The organism is Streptomyces sp. HUAS YS2 (assembly GCF_033343995.1).
Lineage (GTDB): Bacteria > Actinomycetota > Actinomycetes > Streptomycetales > Streptomycetaceae > Streptomyces > Streptomyces solicathayae.
Window position 1 is genome coordinate 6,484,171 of sequence record NZ_CP137573.1, and the last position, 20,368, is coordinate 6,504,538.

General features: G+C 73.8%; 18 protein-coding genes. 15 read left to right on the top strand and 3 right to left on the bottom strand.

The genetic code is table 11. From position 1 onward, the window contains the following. The first annotated feature begins 61 nt into the window (after positions 1-61). The 4 genes from R2D22_RS30040 to R2D22_RS30055 all read left to right on the top strand — a co-directional run bounded on the left by R2D22_RS30040 (position 62) and on the right by R2D22_RS30055 (position 4,534). Positions 62-1,426 carry a glutamine synthetase family protein gene (locus tag R2D22_RS30040; protein WP_318107903.1) on the top strand — a complete coding sequence of 455 codons (1,365 nt, stop codon included), beginning with the start codon at positions 62-64 and terminating at the stop codon, positions 1,424-1,426. 8 nt (positions 1,427-1,434) lie between these two features. Further along, positions 1,435-2,799 carry an aldehyde dehydrogenase family protein gene (locus R2D22_RS30045; RefSeq protein WP_318107904.1) on the top strand — a complete coding sequence of 455 codons (1,365 nt, stop codon included), beginning with the start codon at positions 1,435-1,437 and terminating at the stop codon, positions 2,797-2,799. 6 nt (positions 2,800-2,805) lie between these two features. After that, positions 2,806-3,597, top strand: coding sequence for a 3-oxoacyl-ACP reductase (locus R2D22_RS30050; RefSeq protein WP_318107905.1), 792 nt, complete (start codon positions 2,806-2,808; stop codon positions 3,595-3,597). A gap of 64 nt (positions 3,598-3,661) precedes the next feature. Beyond that, the gene (locus R2D22_RS30055) at positions 3,662-4,534 is read left to right on the top strand and encodes a DUF2510 domain-containing protein (RefSeq protein WP_318107906.1); all 873 of its coding nucleotides are present in this window, start codon (positions 3,662-3,664) and stop codon (positions 4,532-4,534) included. A 54-nt stretch (positions 4,535-4,588) separates the two neighbouring features. Here R2D22_RS30055 and R2D22_RS30060 read toward each other — a convergent pair whose 3' ends face one another. Then, positions 4,589-5,791, bottom strand: a complete 1,203-nt coding sequence (locus tag R2D22_RS30060; RefSeq protein WP_318107907.1) for an amino acid deaminase/aldolase — start codon at positions 5,789-5,791, stop codon at positions 4,589-4,591. Positions 5,792-5,964: 173 nt separating this feature from the next. Here R2D22_RS30060 and R2D22_RS30065 point away from each other — a divergent pair, with 173 nt between their 5' ends. The 3 genes from R2D22_RS30065 to R2D22_RS30075 are packed head-to-tail and all read left to right on the top strand — an operon-like array spanning position 5,965 to position 9,837. Then, the gene (locus R2D22_RS30065) at positions 5,965-7,812 is read left to right on the top strand and encodes a hypothetical protein (protein ID WP_318107909.1); all 1,848 of its coding nucleotides are present in this window, start codon (positions 5,965-5,967) and stop codon (positions 7,810-7,812) included. Positions 7,813-7,829: 17 nt separating this feature from the next. Then, a complete protein-coding gene (gene mycP / locus R2D22_RS30070; RefSeq protein ID WP_318107911.1) occupies positions 7,830-9,059 on the top strand; it encodes a type VII secretion-associated serine protease mycosin in 1,230 nt (409 codons plus the stop codon). A gap of 43 nt (positions 9,060-9,102) precedes the next feature. Next, positions 9,103-9,837, top strand: coding sequence for an SseB family protein (locus R2D22_RS30075; RefSeq protein ID WP_318107913.1), 735 nt, complete (start codon positions 9,103-9,105; stop codon positions 9,835-9,837). Positions 9,838-9,865: 28 nt separating this feature from the next. Here the strand turns inward: R2D22_RS30075 and R2D22_RS30080 are convergent, their stop codons facing one another. After that, positions 9,866-10,231, bottom strand: a complete 366-nt coding sequence (locus R2D22_RS30080; RefSeq protein WP_318107915.1) for a DUF1844 domain-containing protein — start codon at positions 10,229-10,231, stop codon at positions 9,866-9,868. Positions 10,232-10,548: 317 nt separating this feature from the next. Here R2D22_RS30080 and infC point away from each other — a divergent pair, with 317 nt between their 5' ends. The 8 genes from infC (at position 10,549) to R2D22_RS30120 (ending at position 19,875) form a co-directional block, all read left to right on the top strand. Then, a complete protein-coding gene (infC, locus tag R2D22_RS30085) occupies positions 10,549-11,250 on the top strand; it encodes a translation initiation factor IF-3 (protein WP_318107916.1) in 702 nt (233 codons plus the stop codon). 127 nt (positions 11,251-11,377) lie between these two features. After that, positions 11,378-11,572 (top strand): 50S ribosomal protein L35, encoded by a 195-nt coding sequence (gene rpmI / locus R2D22_RS30090; protein WP_015032399.1) that lies wholly within the window; start codon positions 11,378-11,380, stop codon positions 11,570-11,572. A 106-nt stretch (positions 11,573-11,678) separates the two neighbouring features. Continuing rightward, positions 11,679-12,065 carry a 50S ribosomal protein L20 gene (rplT, locus tag R2D22_RS30095; RefSeq protein WP_019884941.1) on the top strand — a complete coding sequence of 129 codons (387 nt, stop codon included), beginning with the start codon at positions 11,679-11,681 and terminating at the stop codon, positions 12,063-12,065. 136 nt (positions 12,066-12,201) lie between these two features. Next, positions 12,202-13,041: a TrmH family RNA methyltransferase gene (locus R2D22_RS30100; RefSeq protein WP_318107932.1), complete on the top strand. Its 840-nt coding sequence runs from the start codon at positions 12,202-12,204 to the stop codon at positions 13,039-13,041. An 82-nt stretch (positions 13,042-13,123) separates the two neighbouring features. Further along, entirely contained in the window at positions 13,124-14,272 is a 1,149-nt protein-coding gene (locus R2D22_RS30105) for a sensor histidine kinase (protein WP_318107933.1), read from the top strand. 164 nt (positions 14,273-14,436) lie between these two features. Further along, positions 14,437-15,564, top strand: coding sequence for a phenylalanine--tRNA ligase subunit alpha (gene pheS / locus R2D22_RS30110; protein WP_318107934.1), 1,128 nt, complete (start codon positions 14,437-14,439; stop codon positions 15,562-15,564). Beyond that, complete coding sequence (gene pheT, locus R2D22_RS30115; RefSeq protein ID WP_318107935.1) at positions 15,564-18,092, top strand: phenylalanine--tRNA ligase subunit beta; 2,529 nt, start codon at positions 15,564-15,566, stop codon at positions 18,090-18,092. Before pheS ends, pheT begins: the two co-directional genes overlap by 1 nt. A 139-nt stretch (positions 18,093-18,231) precedes the next feature. Next, a complete protein-coding gene (locus tag R2D22_RS30120) occupies positions 18,232-19,875 on the top strand; it encodes a LuxR C-terminal-related transcriptional regulator (RefSeq protein WP_318107936.1) in 1,644 nt (547 codons plus the stop codon). On the opposite strand, the gene R2D22_RS30125 is transcribed toward R2D22_RS30120, so the two are convergent. Beyond that, positions 19,784-20,359: a methyltransferase family protein gene (locus R2D22_RS30125; RefSeq protein WP_318107937.1), complete on the bottom strand. Its 576-nt coding sequence runs from the start codon at positions 20,357-20,359 to the stop codon at positions 19,784-19,786. The two genes, R2D22_RS30120 and R2D22_RS30125, sit on opposite strands and share 92 nt — an antisense overlap. Positions 20,360-20,368: the final 9 nt, after the last annotated feature.

The following is a 20,368-nucleotide window of genomic DNA, read 5'->3' on the forward strand; positions in this document are numbered from 1 at the left end:
CCAAGCAATGGTCTTCGGTAATACCTTATGGCTCCCGGCTGGCCGAAGGAGGAGCAATCCCGTGGCAGACCGCAAACCCCCGCTCACCGTCGAGGAGCTACGCGCCCTCGTCGCGAGCGGCGAGATCGACACCGTCGTCCTCGCCTTCCCCGACATGCAGGGACGGCTCCAGGGCAAGCGGTTCGCCGCATCGTTCTTCCTGGACGAGGTCCTGGAGCACGGCACGGAAGGCTGCAACTATCTCCTGGCCGTCGACACCGAGATGAACACGGTCGACGGATACGAGATGTCCTCCTGGGACCGTGGCTACGGCGACTTCGCCATGCACCCCGATCTCACCACCCTGCGCCGCGTCCCGTGGAACGAGGGCACGGCGATGCTGATCGCCGACCTCGCCTGGAACGACGGATCGCCCGTCGTCGCCGCGCCCCGGCAGATCCTCCGGCGCCAGCTGGAACGGCTCGCCGAGCACGGCTTCACCGCCCACGTCGGCACGGAACTCGAGTTCATCGTCTTCAAGGACAGCTACGAGCAGGCCTGGGACGCGAACTACCGGGGCCTGACCCCCGCCAACCAGTACAACATCGACTACTCGGTCCTCGGCACCGGCCGCATCGAGCCCCTGCTGCGCCGCATCCGCAACGAGATGACCGGCGCCGGACTCACCGTCGAGTCCGCCAAGGGCGAGTGCAACCCCGGCCAGCACGAGATCGCCTTCAAGTACGACGAGGCCCTCGTCACCTGCGACCAGCACGCCGTCTACAAGACCGGGGCCAAGGAGATCGCCGCCCAGGAGGGCGTCTCGCTCACCTTCATGGCGAAGTACAACGAGCGCGAGGGCAACTCCTGCCACATCCACCTCTCCCTTCAGGATGCCGACGGCCGCAACGTGATGGCCGGCGACGGACCCGGGGGAATGTCGGACGTCATGCGGCACTTCCTCGCCGGACAGCTCGCCGCGCTGCGCGACTTCTCCCTGCTCTACGCCCCCAACATCAACTCCTACAAGCGCTTCCAGCCCGGCTCCTTCGCCCCCACCGCCGTCGCCTGGGGCGTCGACAACCGCACCTGTTCGCTGCGCGTCGTCGGGCACGGCCGCTCGATGCGCTTCGAGAACCGGCTCCCCGGCGGTGACGTCAATCCGCACCTCGCCGTCGCCGGCCTCGTCGCGGCCGGCCTGTACGGCATCGAGCAGCGGCTCGAACTGCCCCCGGCCTGCGACGGAAACGCCTACACCGCCGAGTACGAGCACGTCCCCACGACGCTCCGCGAGGCCGCCGAGCTCTGGGAGACCAGCCCGATCGCCAAGGCCGCCTTCGGCGCCGAGGTCGTCGCGCACTACCGCAACATGGCCCGCGTCGAACTCGACGCCTACGACGCCGCGGTGACCGACTGGGAGCTGCGCCGCTCCTTCGAACGCATGTGAGGACCTACGTGCCGCACCACCTGCTCGTCCTGAACCCGGCGACCGAAGACGTCGTCGCCACCGTCCCCGCCGCCACCGCCGAGGACGTCGACGCCGCCGTCGTACGCGCCGCCGCCGCCCAGCGCGGCTGGGCCGCCGCCGCGCCCGCCGACCGGGCCCGGCTGCTTCGCCGCTTCGCCGCCGTCGTCGACGACCACATCGAGGAACTGGCCCGGCTGGAGGTCCGCGAGGCAGGCCACACCGTCGGCAACGCCCGCTGGGAGGCCGGCAACGTCCGTGACCTGCTCGACTTCGCCGCCGGGGGAGTGGAGCGGCTCAGCGGACGCCAGATCCCGGTCCCCGGCGGGCTCGACATCACCCTCCTCGAACCCCTCGGCGTCGTCGGCGTGATCGCGCCCTGGAACTTCCCCATGCCCATCGCGGCCTGGGCCACCGCCCCCGCGCTCGCGGCCGGCAACGCCGTGATCCTCAAGCCCGCCGAGACCACCCCGCTCACCGCCCTGCGGCTGGCGGAACTGGCCCTGGAGGCCGGGCTGCCCGAGGGACTCCTCCAGGTCCTGCCCGGCGAGGGCGCCGTCGCAGGCGACGCGCTGGTCGTCCACCCGGGCGTCGCCAAGATCGTCTTCACCGGATCGACGAAGGTCGGAAAGTCGATCATGGCCAAGTGTGCCGACCAGGTGAAGCGGGTGACCCTCGAACTCGGCGGCAAGAGCCCGAACATCGTCTTCGCCGACGCCGACATCGAGGCGGCTGCCGCGGCGGCTCCGATGGCCTTCCTCGACAACAGCGGCCAGGACTGCTGCGCCCGCACCCGCATCCTCGTCCAGCGCAGCGTGTACGACCGCTTCCTGGAACTGCTCACCCCCGCGATCGAGGAGATCGTCGTCGGCGACCCGGCCGACGAGAGGACCCAGATGGGACCGCTGATCTCGCGGGCCCAGCTCGACCGGGTCCGCGGGTACGTCCCCGACTCCCTGCCCGGCATCCGCGGCAAGGCCCCCGAGGGCCCCGGCTTCTGGTTCCCGCCGACGGTCCTCACCGGCGTCGCCGAGGACGCGCCCTGCGCCGTCGAGGAGATCTTCGGCCCGGTCGCCGTCGTGCTGCCCTTCGAGGACGAGGCGGACGCGATCCGGCTGGCGAACGCCACGCCGTACGGCCTGTCCGGCTCGATCTGGACCCGCGACGTGGGCCGCGCGGTCCGCGCCTCACGTGCCGTCCGGGCCGGCAACCTGTCCGTCAACTCCCACTCCAGCGTCCGCTACTGGACCCCCTTCGGCGGCTACAAGCAGTCCGGCCTCGGCCGTGAACTCGGCCCCGACGCCCTCACCGCTTTCACCGAGACCAAGAACGTCTTCATCAGCACGGAGGCCTGAGCACCCATGACAGACCGCACTGAAGAGATCATCTGCCGCCGCCTGGTCGGCCGCACCGCCGTCATCACCGGGGCCGGCAGCGGCATCGGCCTCGCCACCGCCCGCCGGCTCGCCTCCGAGGGCGCGAACGTCGTCTGCGGCGACATCGACGAGACCGCCGGGAAGGCCGCCGCCGAGGCGGTCGGCGGCACCTTCGTGAAGGTCGACGTCACCGACCCGGAGGAGGTCGAGGCGCTCTTCCGGACCGCGTACGAGACGTACGGCTCCGTCGACATCGCCTTCAACAACGCGGGCATCTCGCCGCCCGACGACGACTCCATCCTGGAGACCGGCCTGGAGGCGTGGAAGCGGGTCCAGGAGGTCAACCTCACCTCCGTGTACCTCTGCTGCAAGGCCGCCCTGCCGTACATGCGGGAGCAGGGCCGCGGCTCGATCATCAACACCGCCTCGTTCGTCGCCGTCATGGGCGCGGCGACCTCGCAGATCTCGTACACCGCCTCCAAGGGCGGCGTGCTCGCCATGTCCCGCGAGCTCGGCGTGCAGTTCGCCCGCGAGGGCATCCGGGTCAACGCGCTCTGCCCGGGGCCGGTCAACACCCCGCTGCTGCAGGAGCTGTTCGCGAAGGACCCGGAGCGGGCCGCGCGGCGGCTCGTGCACATCCCGGTCGGCCGGTTCGCCGAGGCCGACGAGATCGCGGCGGCCGTCGCCTTCCTCGCGAGCGACGACTCGTCCTTCGTCAACGCCACCGACTTCCTGGTGGACGGCGGGATCTCCGGCGCGTACGTCACCCCGCTGTAGGGGCTCCGCTCCGGCGGGGGAGGCCTGCGTTCCGGTCGCCGAACCCGCCCTCTAGGCTGGCCCGATGAGCATGAGCACGCCTGCGGGCTGGTACCCGGACCCGGGGATGCCCGGGACCGAGCGGTGGTGGGACGGCAGCGCGTGGAGCGGGCACACCCGGGCCGCCGGGGGCGGCGGGTACGCCGGTCCCGGCGGCCCCACGGCGGTCGTCGTGCCGCCCGCGTCACGGGGGCCGCGGCGCGGGGTGCTGCTGGGCGGGGCGGCAGCGGTCGTGGCCGTCGCCGTGGCCGTGATCGTCGCGGTCGTGGTGTCCGGCAAGGACGAAGAGCCGCCGGCCCCGCCCGTCGCGGGGCCGTCGGTGAGCGCCACGGCCACCGCGACGGGCGGCACGGAGCCCGGCCCGAGCAGCGCCCCGACCGAGGTCGCCGACCAGCTCAACGGCATCTCCCTGCCGATCCTCCCCGGCTGGGAGAAGCCGGAGAGCACCTCCGACGACGTCCCGACCGTCACCACCGCCGGCGAGTACCAGTGCCCCGGCGACGTCGGCGAGTCCTGCACGTACGGCACCGTCAGCTCCCGGACCCCCTCCAGCACCGACGCCACCACCCCGGAGGCCCTGGCCAAGGCCGACATCGCCAAGGCGGTCCAGCAGGCGTACGGCGAGGACATCCTCGGCAACGACCCGTACGGCGGCGTCCGTTCGCACAAGCTGCTCGCCGCGAAGCCGACAGTGGTCGCAGGCCGCGCGGGCTACCTGGTCCGCTGGCAGGTCACCACCGGGGCGGGCCCCGGCGGCGTCGTGCAGTCGCTGGCCTTCACGTCACCGACCGGCAGCCAGTCGCCGGTCGTCGTCCGGTTCGTGTTCGACGGCGGCCCGAATGGGCCGAAGCTGTCCGTGATGGACGAGATCGCGGCCGGCATCAAGCCGCTCGCGTAGCGCCGGGGGCAGGCAGGCGTCGGGCGGGGTCAGTCAGGCTGGGCCAGGCGGGGGTCAGAGGAACGTCTGCCCCTCGCCGCGGTACGTCGGCACGGTCGCCGTGATCCGGTCGCCCTCGACGAGGTGCAGGCGGTCGAAGCGCTCGCACAGCTCCCCGGCCTTCGCGTGCCGGAACCACACCGTGTCGCCGATCAGCAGGTCGTCGGCGGCGGAGCCGAGCAGCGGCGTCTGCACCTCGCCCGGCCCCTCCTGCGGGTCGTAGCGCAGCCCCTCCGGCAGGTACGGGACGGGCAACCGGTCCCGGCCCGCGACCCCGGACGCCGGGTAGCCGCCGCCGAGCACGGTCACCACGCCCACGCCGGGACGGCGCACGACGGGCAGCGCGAACAGCGCGGCGGGGCGGCCGGAGAACGACGTGTAGTTGTCGAAGAGCCTCGGCACGTACAGGCCCGAGCCCGCCGCGATCTCCGTCACCGCGTCCTCGGCCGCCGTGTGCTGGACGCTGCCGGTGCCGCCGCCGTTCACGAACTCCAGGTCCGGCGCCACGGCCCGGACGGCGCGGACCACAGCCGCGCGGCGGGCCGCCAGCTCCCGGCGCGCCGCCCCCTGCATGACCCGGATCGCCCGGGAGCGCAGCGGCCGGCCTTCGACCGCGTCGCCGACACCCGCGACGTGCCCCTCGTACGCCATCAGCCCCACCAGCCGGAACCCCGGCCGGCGGGCCACCGACCGGGCCAGCTCGGCGAGCTGCGCGGGCTCGCGCAGCGGCGACCGGCGGGCTCCTATCCGCACCCGGCCGCCCAGCAGCCGCAGCGAGGTGTCCAGCTCCAGGCAGACCCGGATCTCCTCGGTGCCGCCGGCCCGGGCCTGGTCGATCAGGTCCAGTTGCGCCGGGTCGTCGATCATCACGGTCACCGCGGTGGCGAGCTTCTCGTCGGCGGCGAGTGCGGCGTAGCCCGCGCGGTCGGCGGACGGGTAGGCGAGGAGCACGTCCTCGAACCCGGCCCGCGCCAGCCACAGCGACTCGTCGAGCGTGAACGACATGATCCCGGCGAAGCCCTCACGGGCCAGGACCCGCTCCATGAGCGCCCGGCACCGCACCGACTTGCTCGCCACCCGGATCGGCTTCCCCGCCGCGCGCCGCACCAGGTCGTCGGCGTTGGCGTCGAACGCCTCGAGATCGACGACCGCCACCGGCGCGTCGAGGTGGGCGATGGCCCGGTCGTACCGGGCCCGGTCGGCGGCGCGGGGAGTCATGCGCCGAGCTTGCCAGACCGGTCTACCCGAGGGTAGGGGGATGATCCGGTCAGATCCCCCGGGGTTCCCGCAGGTGCGGGAACAGCCCGTAGAGTGGCGGGCATTGCCAGGGCGGTACGAGCACGCGTACGAGTAGTGCGAGCAGGACGAGAACGACAAGCGGGGGGACGCGGATGAGCACCGACGCGCAGCACGCCCCGCACCCGAAGCCCCCCACGTCCCCCGCCGTCCCGGAACCCCCTGCGCCCGCCACCCCGGCCTCGCGACAGCAGCAGCCCACCCCGAACTCCGGCCAGCAGCCCGAGCCGGGCCCTCTGCCGGCCCCGCCCGCGCCCGCCGGAGCATCGACGGGCGCGCCCGTCGGAGCGCCCCCGCAGCCGCGACCGGCTGCGGACGCCCCGTCCGCGTCGGGCGTGGCGGACGCGTCGACCGCCTCCGGTAGCGCGCCCGCGCAGCCCGGCCCGCCGCAGGCCACCGCACCCGCGCGGACTCCGCAGCCGTCGGCCCCGCCCGTCGCGTCCGGAGCGGCGCCGTCCGCCACCTCCGGTGGCGCACCCGCACAGCCCGGCCCGCCGCAGGCCGCCCCGCCTGCGAGGGCTCCGCAGCCGGGCGCGCCGTCCGCCACCCCCGGTGGCGCGCGCACGCAGCCCGGCTCGCCGCACGCCACCGCGCCTACGCAGGTCCCGCAGCAGTCGGCCCCGTCCGGAGCGGCGCCCGCGCCCGGTGGCGCACCCGCGCAGCCCGGCCCGCCGCAGGCCACCGCACCCGCGCGAGCCCCGCAGCCGTCCGGCTCGCCCGTCGTGTCCGGAGCGGCGTCCGCGCCGTCCGCCGGGATCGGCGGTGCCCCCGCGCAGCCCGGCCCTTCGCAGTCCGCCCCGCCCGCGCAGGCTCCGCAGCCTGGCGCGCCGTCCGTCGGGACCGGGGCCCCCACGCATCCCACTCCGCCTCAGCCGCCCGCTGCGACGCCCGCGTCCGCACTGCAGCGCGAGCCCTCGGCGCCCCCGCAGCCGTCGGCCCCGCCGCGGTCGCCTGTGGGCGGCTCGCCCGTCGCCGGCGCGCCTCGCCCCCTCGCCGCGGCCGCGCACACCGGCGGGTTCGCCATCCCTGCCGCGCCCGCCGTCGAGACGACCACGCGGCTGCGGCCCGTGCGCGACACGGGGCCGGTGCCCGTACCGCCCGCGCCACCCGTCGCGTACCGGTACTACTCGGCGCCGCCGGAGACGCCCAACGAGACCACCACGCGGCTGCGGCCCATCCGCGAGCGGCGGGTCGGGCGGGTCGTGGCGGCCGGGGCGTGCCTCGTGCTCGGGCTCGGACTGGTCGGCGGGGCCCTCGCCGGGGTGCTTCTCGCGCGGCAGGGCGGCGTCGGGGACCAGCAGCCCCCCGGGTACGCCGAGGCGCGAACCGCCTGGCACAGCACGCCCGTCGACACGCTCTTCCCACGCACCGTCAAGGGCACCAGGCTGGGCCCCGGCGGTGCCGACCGCGTCTGGAACCGGCTGACCGTCGCCCCCGACGCGCCCTGTTCCGCGGCCGTTCTCTCGCCCGCGCTCGTCGCGACCCTCCAGCCCACCGGCTGCGTCCGCGTCGTGCGCGCGACCTATACCGACGCCACCGCCACCGACGTCATCACCGTCGGGCTGGTCTTCACCGACGCCGACGCCGCGGCGATGAGCACCCTCACCGGACAGCTCGTCGCCGAGGGCCGGGACGAGCGGGCCGACCACATGCCACACGCCCTCCCGGCACCAGGAACCCCCGCCGCCCGCTTCGGCGACCCGCAGCGCGCCAGCTGGCACCTCGCGACCGTGCCCGAGCTGCCCGTCCTCGTGTACGCCGTCTCCGGCTTCGCCGACGGCCGCCCGGTGGCCACGCCCCAGCCCGCCGCCCAGGCCATGAGCCACACACAGACCACCGTCCCCGCCCAGGCCGGCCTCGGCCACGAGGCCAAGGGCGTCGCCGACCGCATCGAGCGCGGGCTGCGCATGACCGTCTCCGCGGCCACGAAGGACCGCGCGTGAGCCGACAGAGCCGACAGATGCGACCGAACCGAGCGCCCCGCCGCCTGCGCGCCCCGCGCGCGTCCCGCGCGTCCCGCGCCCTGACCGTGCTGCTCGCGGCCTCGTTCGCCGTCCTCCCCGCCGCCGGGCCCGCCCACGCCGACACCATCCGCGCGCGCCAGTGGGGCCTCGAAGCCATGCACACCTCCGAGGCCTGGCGCACCACCAAGGGCCGCGGCATCACCGTCGCCGTCCTCGACACCGGCGTCGACGCCACCCACCCCGACCTCGCCGGCAACGTCCTGGCGGGCAACGACCTCGTCGGCTTCGGTGCCCGCCGCGGCGACCGCGCCTGGGCCCGCCACGGCACCGCCATGGCCGGCATCATCGCCGGACACGGCCACGGCCCGGGACGTCAGGACGGCGTCCTCGGCATCGCGCCCCAGGCCCGCATCCTGCCCGTGCGCGTCATCCTCGAAGGCACCGACAAGTCCCGCGCGAAGGCCCGCACCACCCGAGGCAGCGCCCTCGCCCAGGGCATCCGCTGGGCGGTCGACCACGGCGCCGACGTCATCAACCTCTCCCTCGGCGACGACAGCGAGTCCGCCCACCCGGACGCCGGCGAGGACTCCGCCGTCCAGTACGCCCTCGCCAGGGGCGTCGTCGTGGTGGCCTCCGCCGGCAACGGCGGCGACAAGGGCGACCACATCTCGTACCCCGCCGCGTACCCCGGCGTCATCGCCGTCACGGCCGTCGACATGTACGGCACCCACGCCTCGTTCTCCACCAGCCGCTGGTACGCCACCGTCAGCGCCCCCGGCGTCGACGTCGTCATCGCCGACCCGGACCGCCGCTACTACGAGGGCTGGGGCACCAGCGCCGCCGCCGCGTTCGTCTCCGGCGCCGCCGCGCTCGTGCGCGCCGCGCACCCCGACCTGACGCCCGCCCAGGTGAAGCAGCTCCTCGTCGACACCGCCCGCGACCGGCCCAAGGGCGGCCGGAACGACGACAAGGGGTACGGCACCGTCGACCCGGCCGCCGCCATCAGGGCCGGCGGGAAGGTGGCCGCCGTCACCAAGGCCGCCGCGGACCAGGCCGCCGCGGCCGGGCACCAGGGCCGCTACTTCGGCGCCGGCCCGATCCCCGACGAGGCGGACGGCAGGCCGGTCGGGCTGCTCGCCCCCGCCGCCGGCGGCCTCGGCGTGCTGCTGCTCGCCGCCGCCGTCGTGCTCTGGCGCGGCAGCCGCGGGCCCCGCCGGACCTGGTGACCCGCCGGACCTGGTGACGGGCGCCGCCGGTTAGGCTCGGGGCGTGGCGCTCAAGAACATTCCGGACCCCGGTTTCTCCGACGACGACGGCACCGCGGACCCGCGGCTCACCGCGGCCCTCGCGGCCTGGGCGGAGGACCGGACCGCCCACGGCCCGGTCCTGGAGGCGCTCAGGGACGCCCGGCTCCTGGTGCCGGTGGTCGCCGTCCTCGGCGAGGTCGAGGTGGACCCCGTGACGGGGCTCAAGCAGGAGAAGACGAGCGACATGGCGGTGCCGACGCTCACCGCGGGGGACCGCCGGGCGCTGCCCGCGTTCACCTCGATCGCCTCGCTCACGCTCTGGGACCCGGCCGCCAGGCCCGTCGCCGTCCCGCTGCAGCAGGCGCTCGCCGCCCTCGTCCACGAGAAGGCCGACACCCTGCTGCTCGACCTGGCCGGCCCGGTGCCGTACCAGGTGACCGGTTCCGCGCTGCTGGCCCTCGCGGAGGGCCGGACGAGCACGGACCCGCTGCACGACCCGGCCGTACGGGACGCGGTGCGCGCCGCCGTCGCGGCCGAGCCGGCGGTCCTTCGGGCGTACCTGGGCCCGGGGTCCGCGGACGGCACCCTCGCCCTGGTCCTCGGGGACGGCGATGCCCCGGCGGAGGCGGCCCAGCGGGTGGCCCGTGCGATCGCCGCCGACGAAACACTGAGGGCCCGCCTGGTGCGGGGCCTCGACCTGGCACTCCTGCCCGCCTCGACCCCGCCTCCCGGCGAGCCCTTCTACGTCAAGAACTGACCCTCGGAGCGAAGGCCTTGCTCCGGCCTTACCCGAACACCGGCCCCGTGTACTTCTCGCCCGGCCCCTGACCCGGCTCGTCCGGGACGATGGACGCCTCGCGGAACGCCAGCTGCAGGGACTTCAGGCCGTCCCGCAGCGGCGCCGCGTGGAACGAGCTGATCTCCGTCGCGCTCGCGTCGAGGAGGCCGGCCAGCGCGTGCACCAGCTTGCGGGCCTCGTCCAGGTCCTTGTGGGCCTCGCCCTCCTCGGTCAGCCCCAGCTTCACCGCGGCGGCGCTCATCAGGTTGACGGCGACCGTCACGATCACCTCGACCGCCGGGACCTCCGCGATGTCGCGGGTCATGGAGTCGAAGTCGGGGGAGTCGGGGGTGTCATTGGGCGTGTCACTCATGGGGGCCACGATATGCCCCACGGAGCGACGCCCTTCGGTTAGCCCTTGCTCCGACGACCTGCTAACCTTGTGTAACGACCGGCCGGACACCTACGTGCCCGGCCCACAAGTGGAGGCTCCGATCTCCCACCTTGTCGCCCTCCGGGTGACGGGTCACCGGTCAGACGGCCACCATCGTTCCGTACGGACGATGGAGTCGTCCGATGTGCGCCCCGCGGTTCACCGTGGTGGTGCTCCGGTATTTCCGTGGAGCCCCGCCTGTGTCCCGTCCGGGGCATTTTTCGTGCGCCGGCTTGGTTGGTCTCAACGTTTTACACGTGACGTGTCCGTCCGCCAAGGCGGTCGCGTGGTGCTACCGAGGAGGATCCATCAGCGCCGAGCCCCGCATCAACGAGCGGATTCGCGTTCCCGAGGTGCGTCTTGTCGGCCCCAGTGGCGAGCAGGTGGGCATCGTCCCGCTTGCCAAGGCCCTGGAGCTCGCGCAGGAGTACGACCTCGACCTGGTTGAGGTTGCCGCGAACGCCCGTCCGCCCGTGTGCAAGCTCATGGACTACGGGAAGTTCAAGTACGAGTCGGCCATGAAGGCCCGTGAGGCGCGCAAGAACCAGGCGCACACGGTCATCAAGGAGATGAAGCTCCGGCCGAAGATCGACCCGCACGACTACGACACCAAGAAGGGTCACGTCGTCCGGTTCCTCAAGCAGGGCGACAAGGTCAAGATCACGATCATGTTCCGTGGTCGTGAGCAGTCCCGGCCCGAGCTCGGTTACCGCCTGCTGCAGCGCCTCGCCGAGGACGTGCAGGAGCTTGGCTTCATCGAGTCCAACCCGAAGCAGGACGGCCGGAACATGATCATGGTTCTGGGTCCGCACAAGAAGAAGACCGAGGCCATGGCCGAGGCGCGTGAGGCCCAGGCCGCACGCAAGGCGGAGCGCCAGGGCGGGTCGTCCGAGGCGGCCCCCGAGGCCCCTGCCGAGGAGGCTTCGGCCGACACGTCGGCCGAGAACGCCGAGGCGTGATCCGGCGGGGGCTGCCCACCAGGCAGCCCCCGGCTCCGCCCGGCACCACCAAACGAAGAATTGACGCTCCCGGTCGCCCGGTGCCCGCACCGGAGGGGAGCGCCACTGACGAGGAGAGAACGGCGCTATGCCGAAGAACAAGACGCACTCCGGTGCCAAGAAGCGCTTCAAGGTCACCGGCTCCGGCAAGATCCTGCGGGAGCGCGCCGGCAAGCGCCACCTGCTCGAGCACAAGTCGTCCAAGCTGACGCGTCGCCTCACCGGCAACGCCGAGATGGCCCCGGGCGACGCGGCCAAGATCAAGAAGATGCTGGGCATCTGAGCTTGATCTCCCGCCCTCGGTGACGAGGGCCTCCGGCCCAGTCCGGGACCCATTCGCATCCGGGTCGTGTGAGTCCAACCACGACCCCGCTACAAGGAGTTAAGAAGTGGCACGCGTCAAGCGGGCAGTCAACGCCCACAAGAAGCGCCGGGCGATCCTCGAGCAGGCCTCCGGCTACCGCGGTCAGCGTTCGCGCCTGTACCGCAAGGCCAAGGAGCAGGTCACCCACTCGCTGGTCTACAACTACAACGACCGCAAGAAGCGCAAGGGTGACTTCCGTCAGCTGTGGATCCAGCGCATCAACGCCGCTGCCCGCCTGAACGGCATGACCTACAACCGCCTCATCCAGGGCCTGAAGGCTGCCAACATCGAGGTGGACCGCAAGATCCTCGCCGAGCTGGCCGTCAACGACGCCAACGCGTTCGCCGCGCTGGTCGAGGTCGCGCAGAAGGCTCTGCCGGCCGACGTGAACGCTCCGAAGGCCGCCGCCTGATCTTCCAGGCCGCAGTACTTCTGCCCGGACCCGCAGGCGCACGCGCCTGCGGGTCCGGGTGCGTTCACCCCCTCGGCGCCCCGCCGGGACAACCGCCCCACCGCCTCGGACCACGAAGAGAGAACCGCCGCACCCCATGGTCACGCCCGAGCTGATCTCCCCGCGTTCCCCGCGCGTCGTCGCCGCCCGGCGGCTCGCCAAGCGCAACTTCCGGGGCAAGGACCGCCGGTTCATCGCCGAGGGCCCGCAGGCCGTCCGGGAGGCCGTCGCGCACCGCGGTGGCGACGGGCAGCCCACCCTCCTGGAGCTCTTCACCACCGTCGAGGCCGCCGAGCGGTACGCCGACATCGTCGGGGCGGCCCGCGCCACCGGCGCCCGCGTCCACTTCGCCTCCGACGCCGTGCTCGCCGAGGTCTCCCAGACCGTGACGCCGCAGGGCCTGCTCGGCGTCTGCCGCTTCCTCGACTCGCCCTTCGACGAGATCCTCGCCGCGAAGCCCCGGCTGGTCGCCGTCCTCGCGCACGTCCGTGACCCCGGGAACGCCGGCACCGTGCTCCGCTGCGCCGACGCGGCCGGCGCCGACGCCGTCGTCCTCACCGACGCCTCCGTGGACCTGTACAACCCCAAGTCGGTCCGCGCCTCCGTCGGCTCGCTGTTCCACCTGCCGGTGGCCGTCGGCGTCCCCGTCGAGCAGGCCGTCGCCGGGCTCAAGGCCGCCGGCGTACGCATCCTCGCCGCCGACGGCGCGGGCGACGACGACCTCGACGACGAGCTGGACGCGGGCACCATGGGCGGCCCCACCGCCTGGGTCTTCGGCAACGAGGCCTGGGGGCTCCCGGAGGAGACCCGCGCGCTGGCGGACGCCGTCGTGCGCGTCCCGATCCACGGCAAGGCCGAGAGCCTCAACCTCGCGACGGCCGCCGCCGTGTGCCTCTACGCCTCCGCGCGGGCCCAGCGCCCCCGACGTACCCACTGAGGGGGTCCAATCCGTCACCTTCAGCTAGTAGGGTGACGGGCTCGGGGGCCCACTGCGTCACACGGAGGGGTGGGGTACGGGGATGACGGTCGACACGGACGAGCCCGCACGCGGGCAGAGCGCGTCGCCGCATGCTCCCGAACAGTCGCACGCCACCGAGGAGCCGCACGCTCCCCTCGACGGCGGGATCGACCCCGACGAGCTCCCCGACGGCCTCGTCGTCGCCGACGCGACCGGCAGGGTCGTCCGCTTCAACGCCGCCGCCGGCCGGATCACCTCCGTGGCCCCGGCCGAGGCCCTCGGCCGGCCGCTGGAGCAGGCGCTGCCCCTGGAGGACCTCAAGGGCCGCCGCTGGTGGGCGCTGACCGACCCGTACGGCGGGCTCGCCACCCGCACCGGCCAGCCCGAGCGGAACCTGCTGCTGCCCGGTGGCCGCGAGGTCCTCGTCTCCGCCCGGTACATCCGCGACACCCCCACCGGCCCGGTCCGCCGGGTCGTCGTCAGCCTGCGCGGCACCGAGGCCCGGCGGCGCACCGAGCGCAGCCACGCCGAGCTGATCGCCACCGTCGCGCACGAGCTGCGCTCGCCGCTCACCTCCGTCAAGGGCTTCACGGCGACCCTGCTCGCCAAGTGGGAGCGGTTCACCGACGACCAGAAGCGGCTGATGCTGGAGACCGTCGACGCCGACGCCAACCGGGTCACCCGGCTCATCGCCGAACTGCTCGACATCTCCCGGATCGACTCCGGCCGGCTCGAGGTCCGCCGCCAGCCCGTCGACATCGCCGCCGCCGTCGGCCGGCACATCCAGGCGCACACCACGGGCGGCCAGTCCCCGGACCGGTTCTTCGTCCGCGTCCGGCCCGGACTGCCCGATCTCTGGGCGGATCCGGACAAGATCGACCAGGTGCTCGGCAACCTGCTGGAAAATGCGGTGCGGCACGGCGAGGGAACCGTCACCATCGACGTGGCACCCGCGACCGCGCAGGACGACGAGAAAGGCACGGCCGTCACCGTGAGCGACGAAGGCCCCGGCATCCCCGAGGAGTCGATGGGCCGTGTCTTCACCCGCTTCTGGCGGGGGAGCAAGCGCGGTGGCACCGGCCTCGGCCTGTACATCGTCAAGGGCATCGTCGAGGCCCACGGCGGGACCATCACCGTCGGGCGCGGCCCCCGGGGCGGCGCCGAGTTCCGATTTATCCTGCCCGTCGGCGCCCCGGCCTATCTCGCCTGACGAGATCCCAGCCGCGCGGGCCGCCCACGGGCTCATTCGCGTCCCTGCACCCCGTTAGACTCGACCTTTGGCACGTTTGCGCCCTTGTGTCGAGCGGGGGCCTGGGGGTGTGGGGGTGTCCCCCACAGGGCCCAGTCAGCCAGCCAAAGGAAGCACGGGAAGAGATGTCGGCACCCAATAAGTCGTACGACCCGGTCGAGGTCGAAGCCTTGAAACCGGAAGAGATCGAGCGCATGCGGGACGAGGCGCTCGCCGCCTTCGCGGCCGCAGGCGACCTCGACGCGCTCGCGCACGCCAAGACGGCGCACACCGGCGGCACCTCGCCGCTGGCGCTGGCCAACCGCGAGATCGGCGCCTTGCCCCCGCAGGCCAAGGCCGCCGCCGGCAAGCTCGTGGGCCAGGCCCGCGGCGCCGTCTCCAAGGCGCTGGCCGCCCGCCAGACCGAGCTGGAGGCCGAGCGCGACGCCCGTGTCCTGGTCGAGGAGGCGGTGGACGTCACGCTGCCGTACGACCGCGTCCCGGCCGGCGCCCGCCACCCGCTGACCACGCTGATGGAGCGCGTCTCCGACGTCTTCGTCTCCATGGGCTACGAGGTCGCCGAGGGTCCCGAGGTCGAGGCGGAGTGGTTCAACTTCGACGCCCTGAACTTCGTCCCGGACCACCCGGCCCGGCAGATGCAGGACACCTTCTTCGTCCAGGGCCCCGAGGGCACCACGGGCGACGAGTCCGGCGTCGTGCTGCGCACGCACACCTCCCCGGTGCAGGCCCGTACGCTGATCGACCGGGAGCCCCCGGTCTACGTCGTGTGCCCCGGCCGCGTCTACCGCACCGATGAGCTCGACGCCACGCACACCCCGGTCTTCCACCAGATCGAGCTGCTCGCCGTCGACGAGGGCCTGACCATGGCCGACCTCAAGGGCACCCTGGACCACATGGTCCAGGCGCTCTTCGGCCCGGACATGAAGACCCGGCTGCGCCCGAACTTCTTCCCGTTCACCGAGCCGTCCGCCGAGATGGACATGCTCTGCTACGTCTGCCGCGGCGAGTCCGTGGGCAACCCCGACCGCCCCTGCCGCACCTGCGGCAGCGAGGGCTGGATCGAGCTGGGCGGCTGCGGCATGGTCAACCCGAAGGTGCTCGTCGCCTGCGGTGTGGACCCCGAGAAGTACAGCGGATTCGCCTTCGGGTTCGGCATCGAGCGGATGCTGATGTTCCGCCACAACGTCGAAGACATGCGAGACATGGTCGAGGGTGACGTCCGGTTCACCCGGCCGTTCGGGATGGAGATCTGATGCGGGTCCCGCTTTCTTGGCTGCGGGAGTACGTCGACCTGCCGGCGACGGAGACCGGGCGTGACGTCCAGGCCAAGCTCATTTCGGCCGGCCTCGAGGTCGAGACCGTCGAGCAGCTCGGCGCCGGCCTGACCGGCCCGCTGGTGGTCGGCAAGGTCCTCACCATCGAGGAACTGACGGAGTTCAAGAAGCCGATCCGCTTCTGCACCGTCGACGTCGGCCAGGCCAACGGCACCGGCGAGCCGCAGGAGATCATCTGCGGCGCCCGGAACTTCGCCGAGGGCGACAAGGTCGTCGTGGCCCTGCCCGGCGCAGTCCTCCCCGGTGACTTCCGGATCGCCGAGCGCAAGACCTACGGCCGGGTCTCGCGCGGCATGATCTGCTCCGGCGACGAGCTCGGCATGGGCGACGACGGCTCGCACGGCATCATCGTGCTGCCGCCCGAGATCGAGATCGGCACCGACGCGACCGCGCTCCTGGAGCTGTTCGACGAGGTCCTCGACATCGCCGTCACCCCGGACCGCGGCTACTGCCTCTCGCTGCGCGGCGTCGCCCGCGAGCTCGCCATCGCGTACGGCCTGCCGCTGCGCGACCCGGCGCTGCTCGACGTGCCCGCGCCCAACTCGTACGGCTACGCCGTCCAGATCGCCGACCCGGCCGGCTGCGACCGCTTCACCGCGCGCACCGTCGTCGGCCTGGACCCGGAGGCCCGCAGCCCGATCTGGCTGCAGCGCCGCCTGCAGAAGGCCGGCATGCGCCCGATCTCGCTGGCCGTCGACATCACGAACTACGTGATGCTGGAGCTCGGCCAGCCGCTGCACGCGTACGACCGCAGCCGTGTCCAGGGCGCCATCGGCGTCCGCCGTGCCGAGGAGGGCGAGCACTTCGTCACCCTCGACGGGGCCCACCGCGCCCTGCACCACGAGGACCTGGTCATCACCGACGACCGCGGGCCGATCGGCCTCGCCGGCGTCATGGGCGGCGCGAACACCGAGATCGCGGACGCCGTGACCGACCCGGAGACCGGCGTCGTCACCGGCACCACCGAGGTGGTCATCGAGGCCGCGCACTTCGACGCGATCTCGATCGCGCGCACCGCGCGCCGTCACAAGCTGTCCTCCGAGGCGTCCAAGCGCTTCGAGCGGGGCGTCGACCCGCTGGCCGCCGCCGCTGCCGCGCAGCGCACCGTCGACCTGCTGGTGCTGCTCGCGGGCGGCACGGCCGAGGCCGGCGTCACCGAGGTCGTCGCGCCGTCCGCGCCGCGCACGATCACCATGCCGGCGAACCACCCCGACAAGGTCGCGGGTGTCGACTACGGCCGCGAGACCGTCGTCCGCCGCCTCCAGGAGATCGGCTGCGCCGTCCACGGCCAGGACGAGATCGTCGTCACCGTGCCGTCGTGGCGCCCCGACCTGGCCGCGCCGAACGACCTCGCCGAAGAGGTCATCCGGCTCGAGGGGTACGAGAACCTGCCCTCGACGCTGCCCAAGCCGCCCGCCGGCCGTGGGCTGACCGAGACGCAGCGCACCCGCCGCCGGGTGGGCCGCGCGCTGGCCGGCGCCGGCTACGTCGAGGCGCTGAACTACCCGTTCATCGGCGAGCAGGTCCTCGACCAGCTCGGTCTGGACGCCGACGACGCCCGCCGCAACCTGGTGACGCTGGTCAACCCGCTGTCCGACGAGGAGCCCGCGCTCCGTACGACCCTGCTGCCGGGCCTGCTCGGCGCGCTGCGCCGCAACGACGGCCGTGGCAGCCACGACCTGGCGCTCTTCGAGACCGGTCTGGTCTTCCGGCCGGGCGAGAAGCCGGGCGAGACGGATCGGCTGGGCGTCGACCGGCGTCCCACCGACGAGGAGATCGCCGGGATCAACGCCGCGCTGCCCGCGCAGCCGTACCGCGTCGCCGTCGTCCTCGCCGGCGCCCGCGAGCAGGCCGGCTGGTGGGGCAAGGGCCGTCCGTCGGACTGGGCCGACGCGATCCAGGCCGGGCGGATCGTCGCCGCCGAGGCCGGTGTCGAGCTGATCATCAGTGCCGACCAGCACGCGCCGTTCCACCCGGGCCGCTGCGCCGCGTTCCACGTCGTGGTGGACGGCGAGAAGGTCCTGGCCGGTCACGCCGGCGAGCTGCACCCGCGCGTCGTCAAGGCGCTGGGCCTGCCGGCCCGGTCCTGTGCGATGGAGCTGGACCTGGACGTCCTGGAGCAGGCGAACGAGGGGCCGCTCAAGGCCCCGCGGATCTCCTCCTTCCCGGTCGCCACCCAGGACGTGGCCCTGGTCGTCCCCACGGACGTCCCGGCCACGACGGTCGAGTCGGCGCTGCGCGACGGCGCGGGTGAACTCCTCGAGTCCATCCGGCTGTTCGACGTCTACACCGGCGACCAGATCGACGAGGGCAGCAAGTCCCTGGCGTACGCGCTGAAGTTCCGCGCCCCGGACCGCACGCTCACCGTCGACGAGGCCACCGCGGCCCGTGACGCGGCCGTCGCCCTGGCGGCGGAGCGCACCGGAGCGACGCTCCGCGGCGCCTGATCGCGGAAACCCGCCCCGTCGGGACGACACGGAGGGGGCCGACCCGGAAAGAACCGGGCCGGCCCCCTCCGGCGTTTCCCGGGGTCGGCCTGATCTGACAAGCGTGCGACCGTGCGGTGCAATGGTCGTGGGAGGCGTCATGGACGTGGCTGCGGAACTCGGATCGGCCCGGGACGCCTTCGCCCGCCAGGCGTGGTCGGACGCGTACACCGGGTTGTCGGAGGCCGACGTCGAGCAGCGGCTGGACCCCGACGACCTCGTACGGCTCGCCACCGCCGCCTATCTGGTCGGACGCGACGCGGAGTGCGCCGCGGCGACCGAGCGCGCGCACCAGGCGTACCTGAGCCTCGGCCGGACGGGTCCCGCGGTGCGGTGCGCCTTCTGGCTGGCCGTGCCCCTGCTCCTGCGGGGCGAGACGGCCCGGGGCGGCGGCTGGCTCGCCCGGGCCAAGCGGCTCCTCGACGACCAGCGGCTCGACTGCGTGGAACAGGGCTATCTGCTGTTCCCGCAGGGGATGAGGCTGGTGTACAAGGACCCCGCGACGGCGCGGGCCGCCTTCGACGAGGCCGCCGCGATCGGGGAACGCTTCGGGGACCCGGATCTCGTGGCCCTGGCCCGGCACGGCCAGGGCCGTGCCCTGATCGCCGGCGGCGACCTCCAGGCCGGGGTGGCGCTGCTCGACGAGATCATGGTCGCGGTCGCGTCCGGCGAGCTGTCGCCGCTGGTGACCGGGATGGTCTACTGCAGCACCATCGAGGCCTGCCAGGAGATCTTCGACTTCCGCCGCGCCCAGGAGTGGACCGCGGCCCTGTCCGGCTGGTGCGCCGCCCAGCCGGATCTCGTGCCCTACCGCGGCCAGTGCCTGGTCCACCGCTCCCAGGTCCTGCAGACCCGCGGGGCCTGGCCCGACGCGCTGGACGAGGCGCGCCGCGCCTGCGAACGGCTCTCCGAGCCGCTGAACCGGCCGGTGCTCGGCATGGCCCTCTACCAGCAGGCCGAGCTGCACCGGATGCGCGGCGCGTTCGCCGATGCCGAGGAGGGCTACCGCCGGGCCGGTGAGTACGGTCACCCGGCGCAGCCCGGCCTGGCGCAGCTGTGGCTGGCCCGGGGCCGGGTCGACGAGGCGGCCGCGGCGATCCGCGGCGCGGTGGACGAGCTGAAGGGCCGGCTGCGCCGGGCGCAGGTACTGGCCGCGTACGTGGAGATCATGCTGGCCGCCGACGACGTGCCGCGGGCCCGGGAGGCCTCGGAGGAGCTGTCGCTGACCGCCGGTGACATCGGCGCCCCGATGCTGCGCGCCGTCGCCGCCCACGCGCGCGGGGCGGTACTCCTGGCCGAGGGAGACGCGCAGGCGGCGCTCGACGCGCTGCTGGAGGCCTGCCGGACCTGGGGCGAGGTCGGCGCCCCGTACGACGAGGCGCGGTCCCGCGTGCTGCTGGGCCTGGTCAGGCGACGGCTCGGGGACGCGGGCACGGCCCGACTGGATCTGGACGCGGCGCGCCAGGTGTTCCGGCGGCTGGGCGCCGCCCCCGACCTGGCCCGGCTCGACGAGCCCGACCACGGCCGCCCGGAGGACGACGCCGGCCTCAGCCCCCGGGAGATCGAGGTCCTGCGGCTCGTCGCCACGGGGCGCACGAACCACGCGATCGCCGACGAACTGGTCCTCAGCGAGAAGACGGTGGCCCGGCACCTCAGCAACATCTTCGGCAAGCTCGGCCTGTCCTCCCGGTCCGCGGCCACGGCGTACGCGTACGAGCACGGCCTGGCCGGCCGCGGCAGGTGATGCCCGAGTAGCGCGGCACGGCGGCCCGGTAGCGGCGGTACTCCGCGCCGAAGGCGTCGTCGAGGACGCGTTCCTCGCGCAGCACCTCCCGGTGCATCCACGCGGCGACCGGCACGAACGAGGCGAGCCCCCAGCCCGAGCCGCGGGCCACCGCCCCGCCGAGGTGCAGCAGCGCCCAGCCGACGTACATGGGGTTCCGGGAGACGGCGTACGGCCCCGTCACCACCAGGCGGTCCGGGTGGGCGAGGCGGGTGCGCCGGGCGGCCCGCACGGCCCGCCCGATCCGCCACGCGCCCGCGGTGATCAGCGGCAGACCCACGAGACGGTGCGCGGACCGGGGCCCCGGCAGGGGCAGCGGGCGGGTGCGCCGGAGCACCGCGCCGACGGCCAGGCCCAGCAGATGCGCCTCGGGGACCGGCACATTGGACAGAAATACCCATCGCCCGCGCGCCGCACGGTTGGGGCGTTCTCCCGAAGCGGTCACGACTCCCAC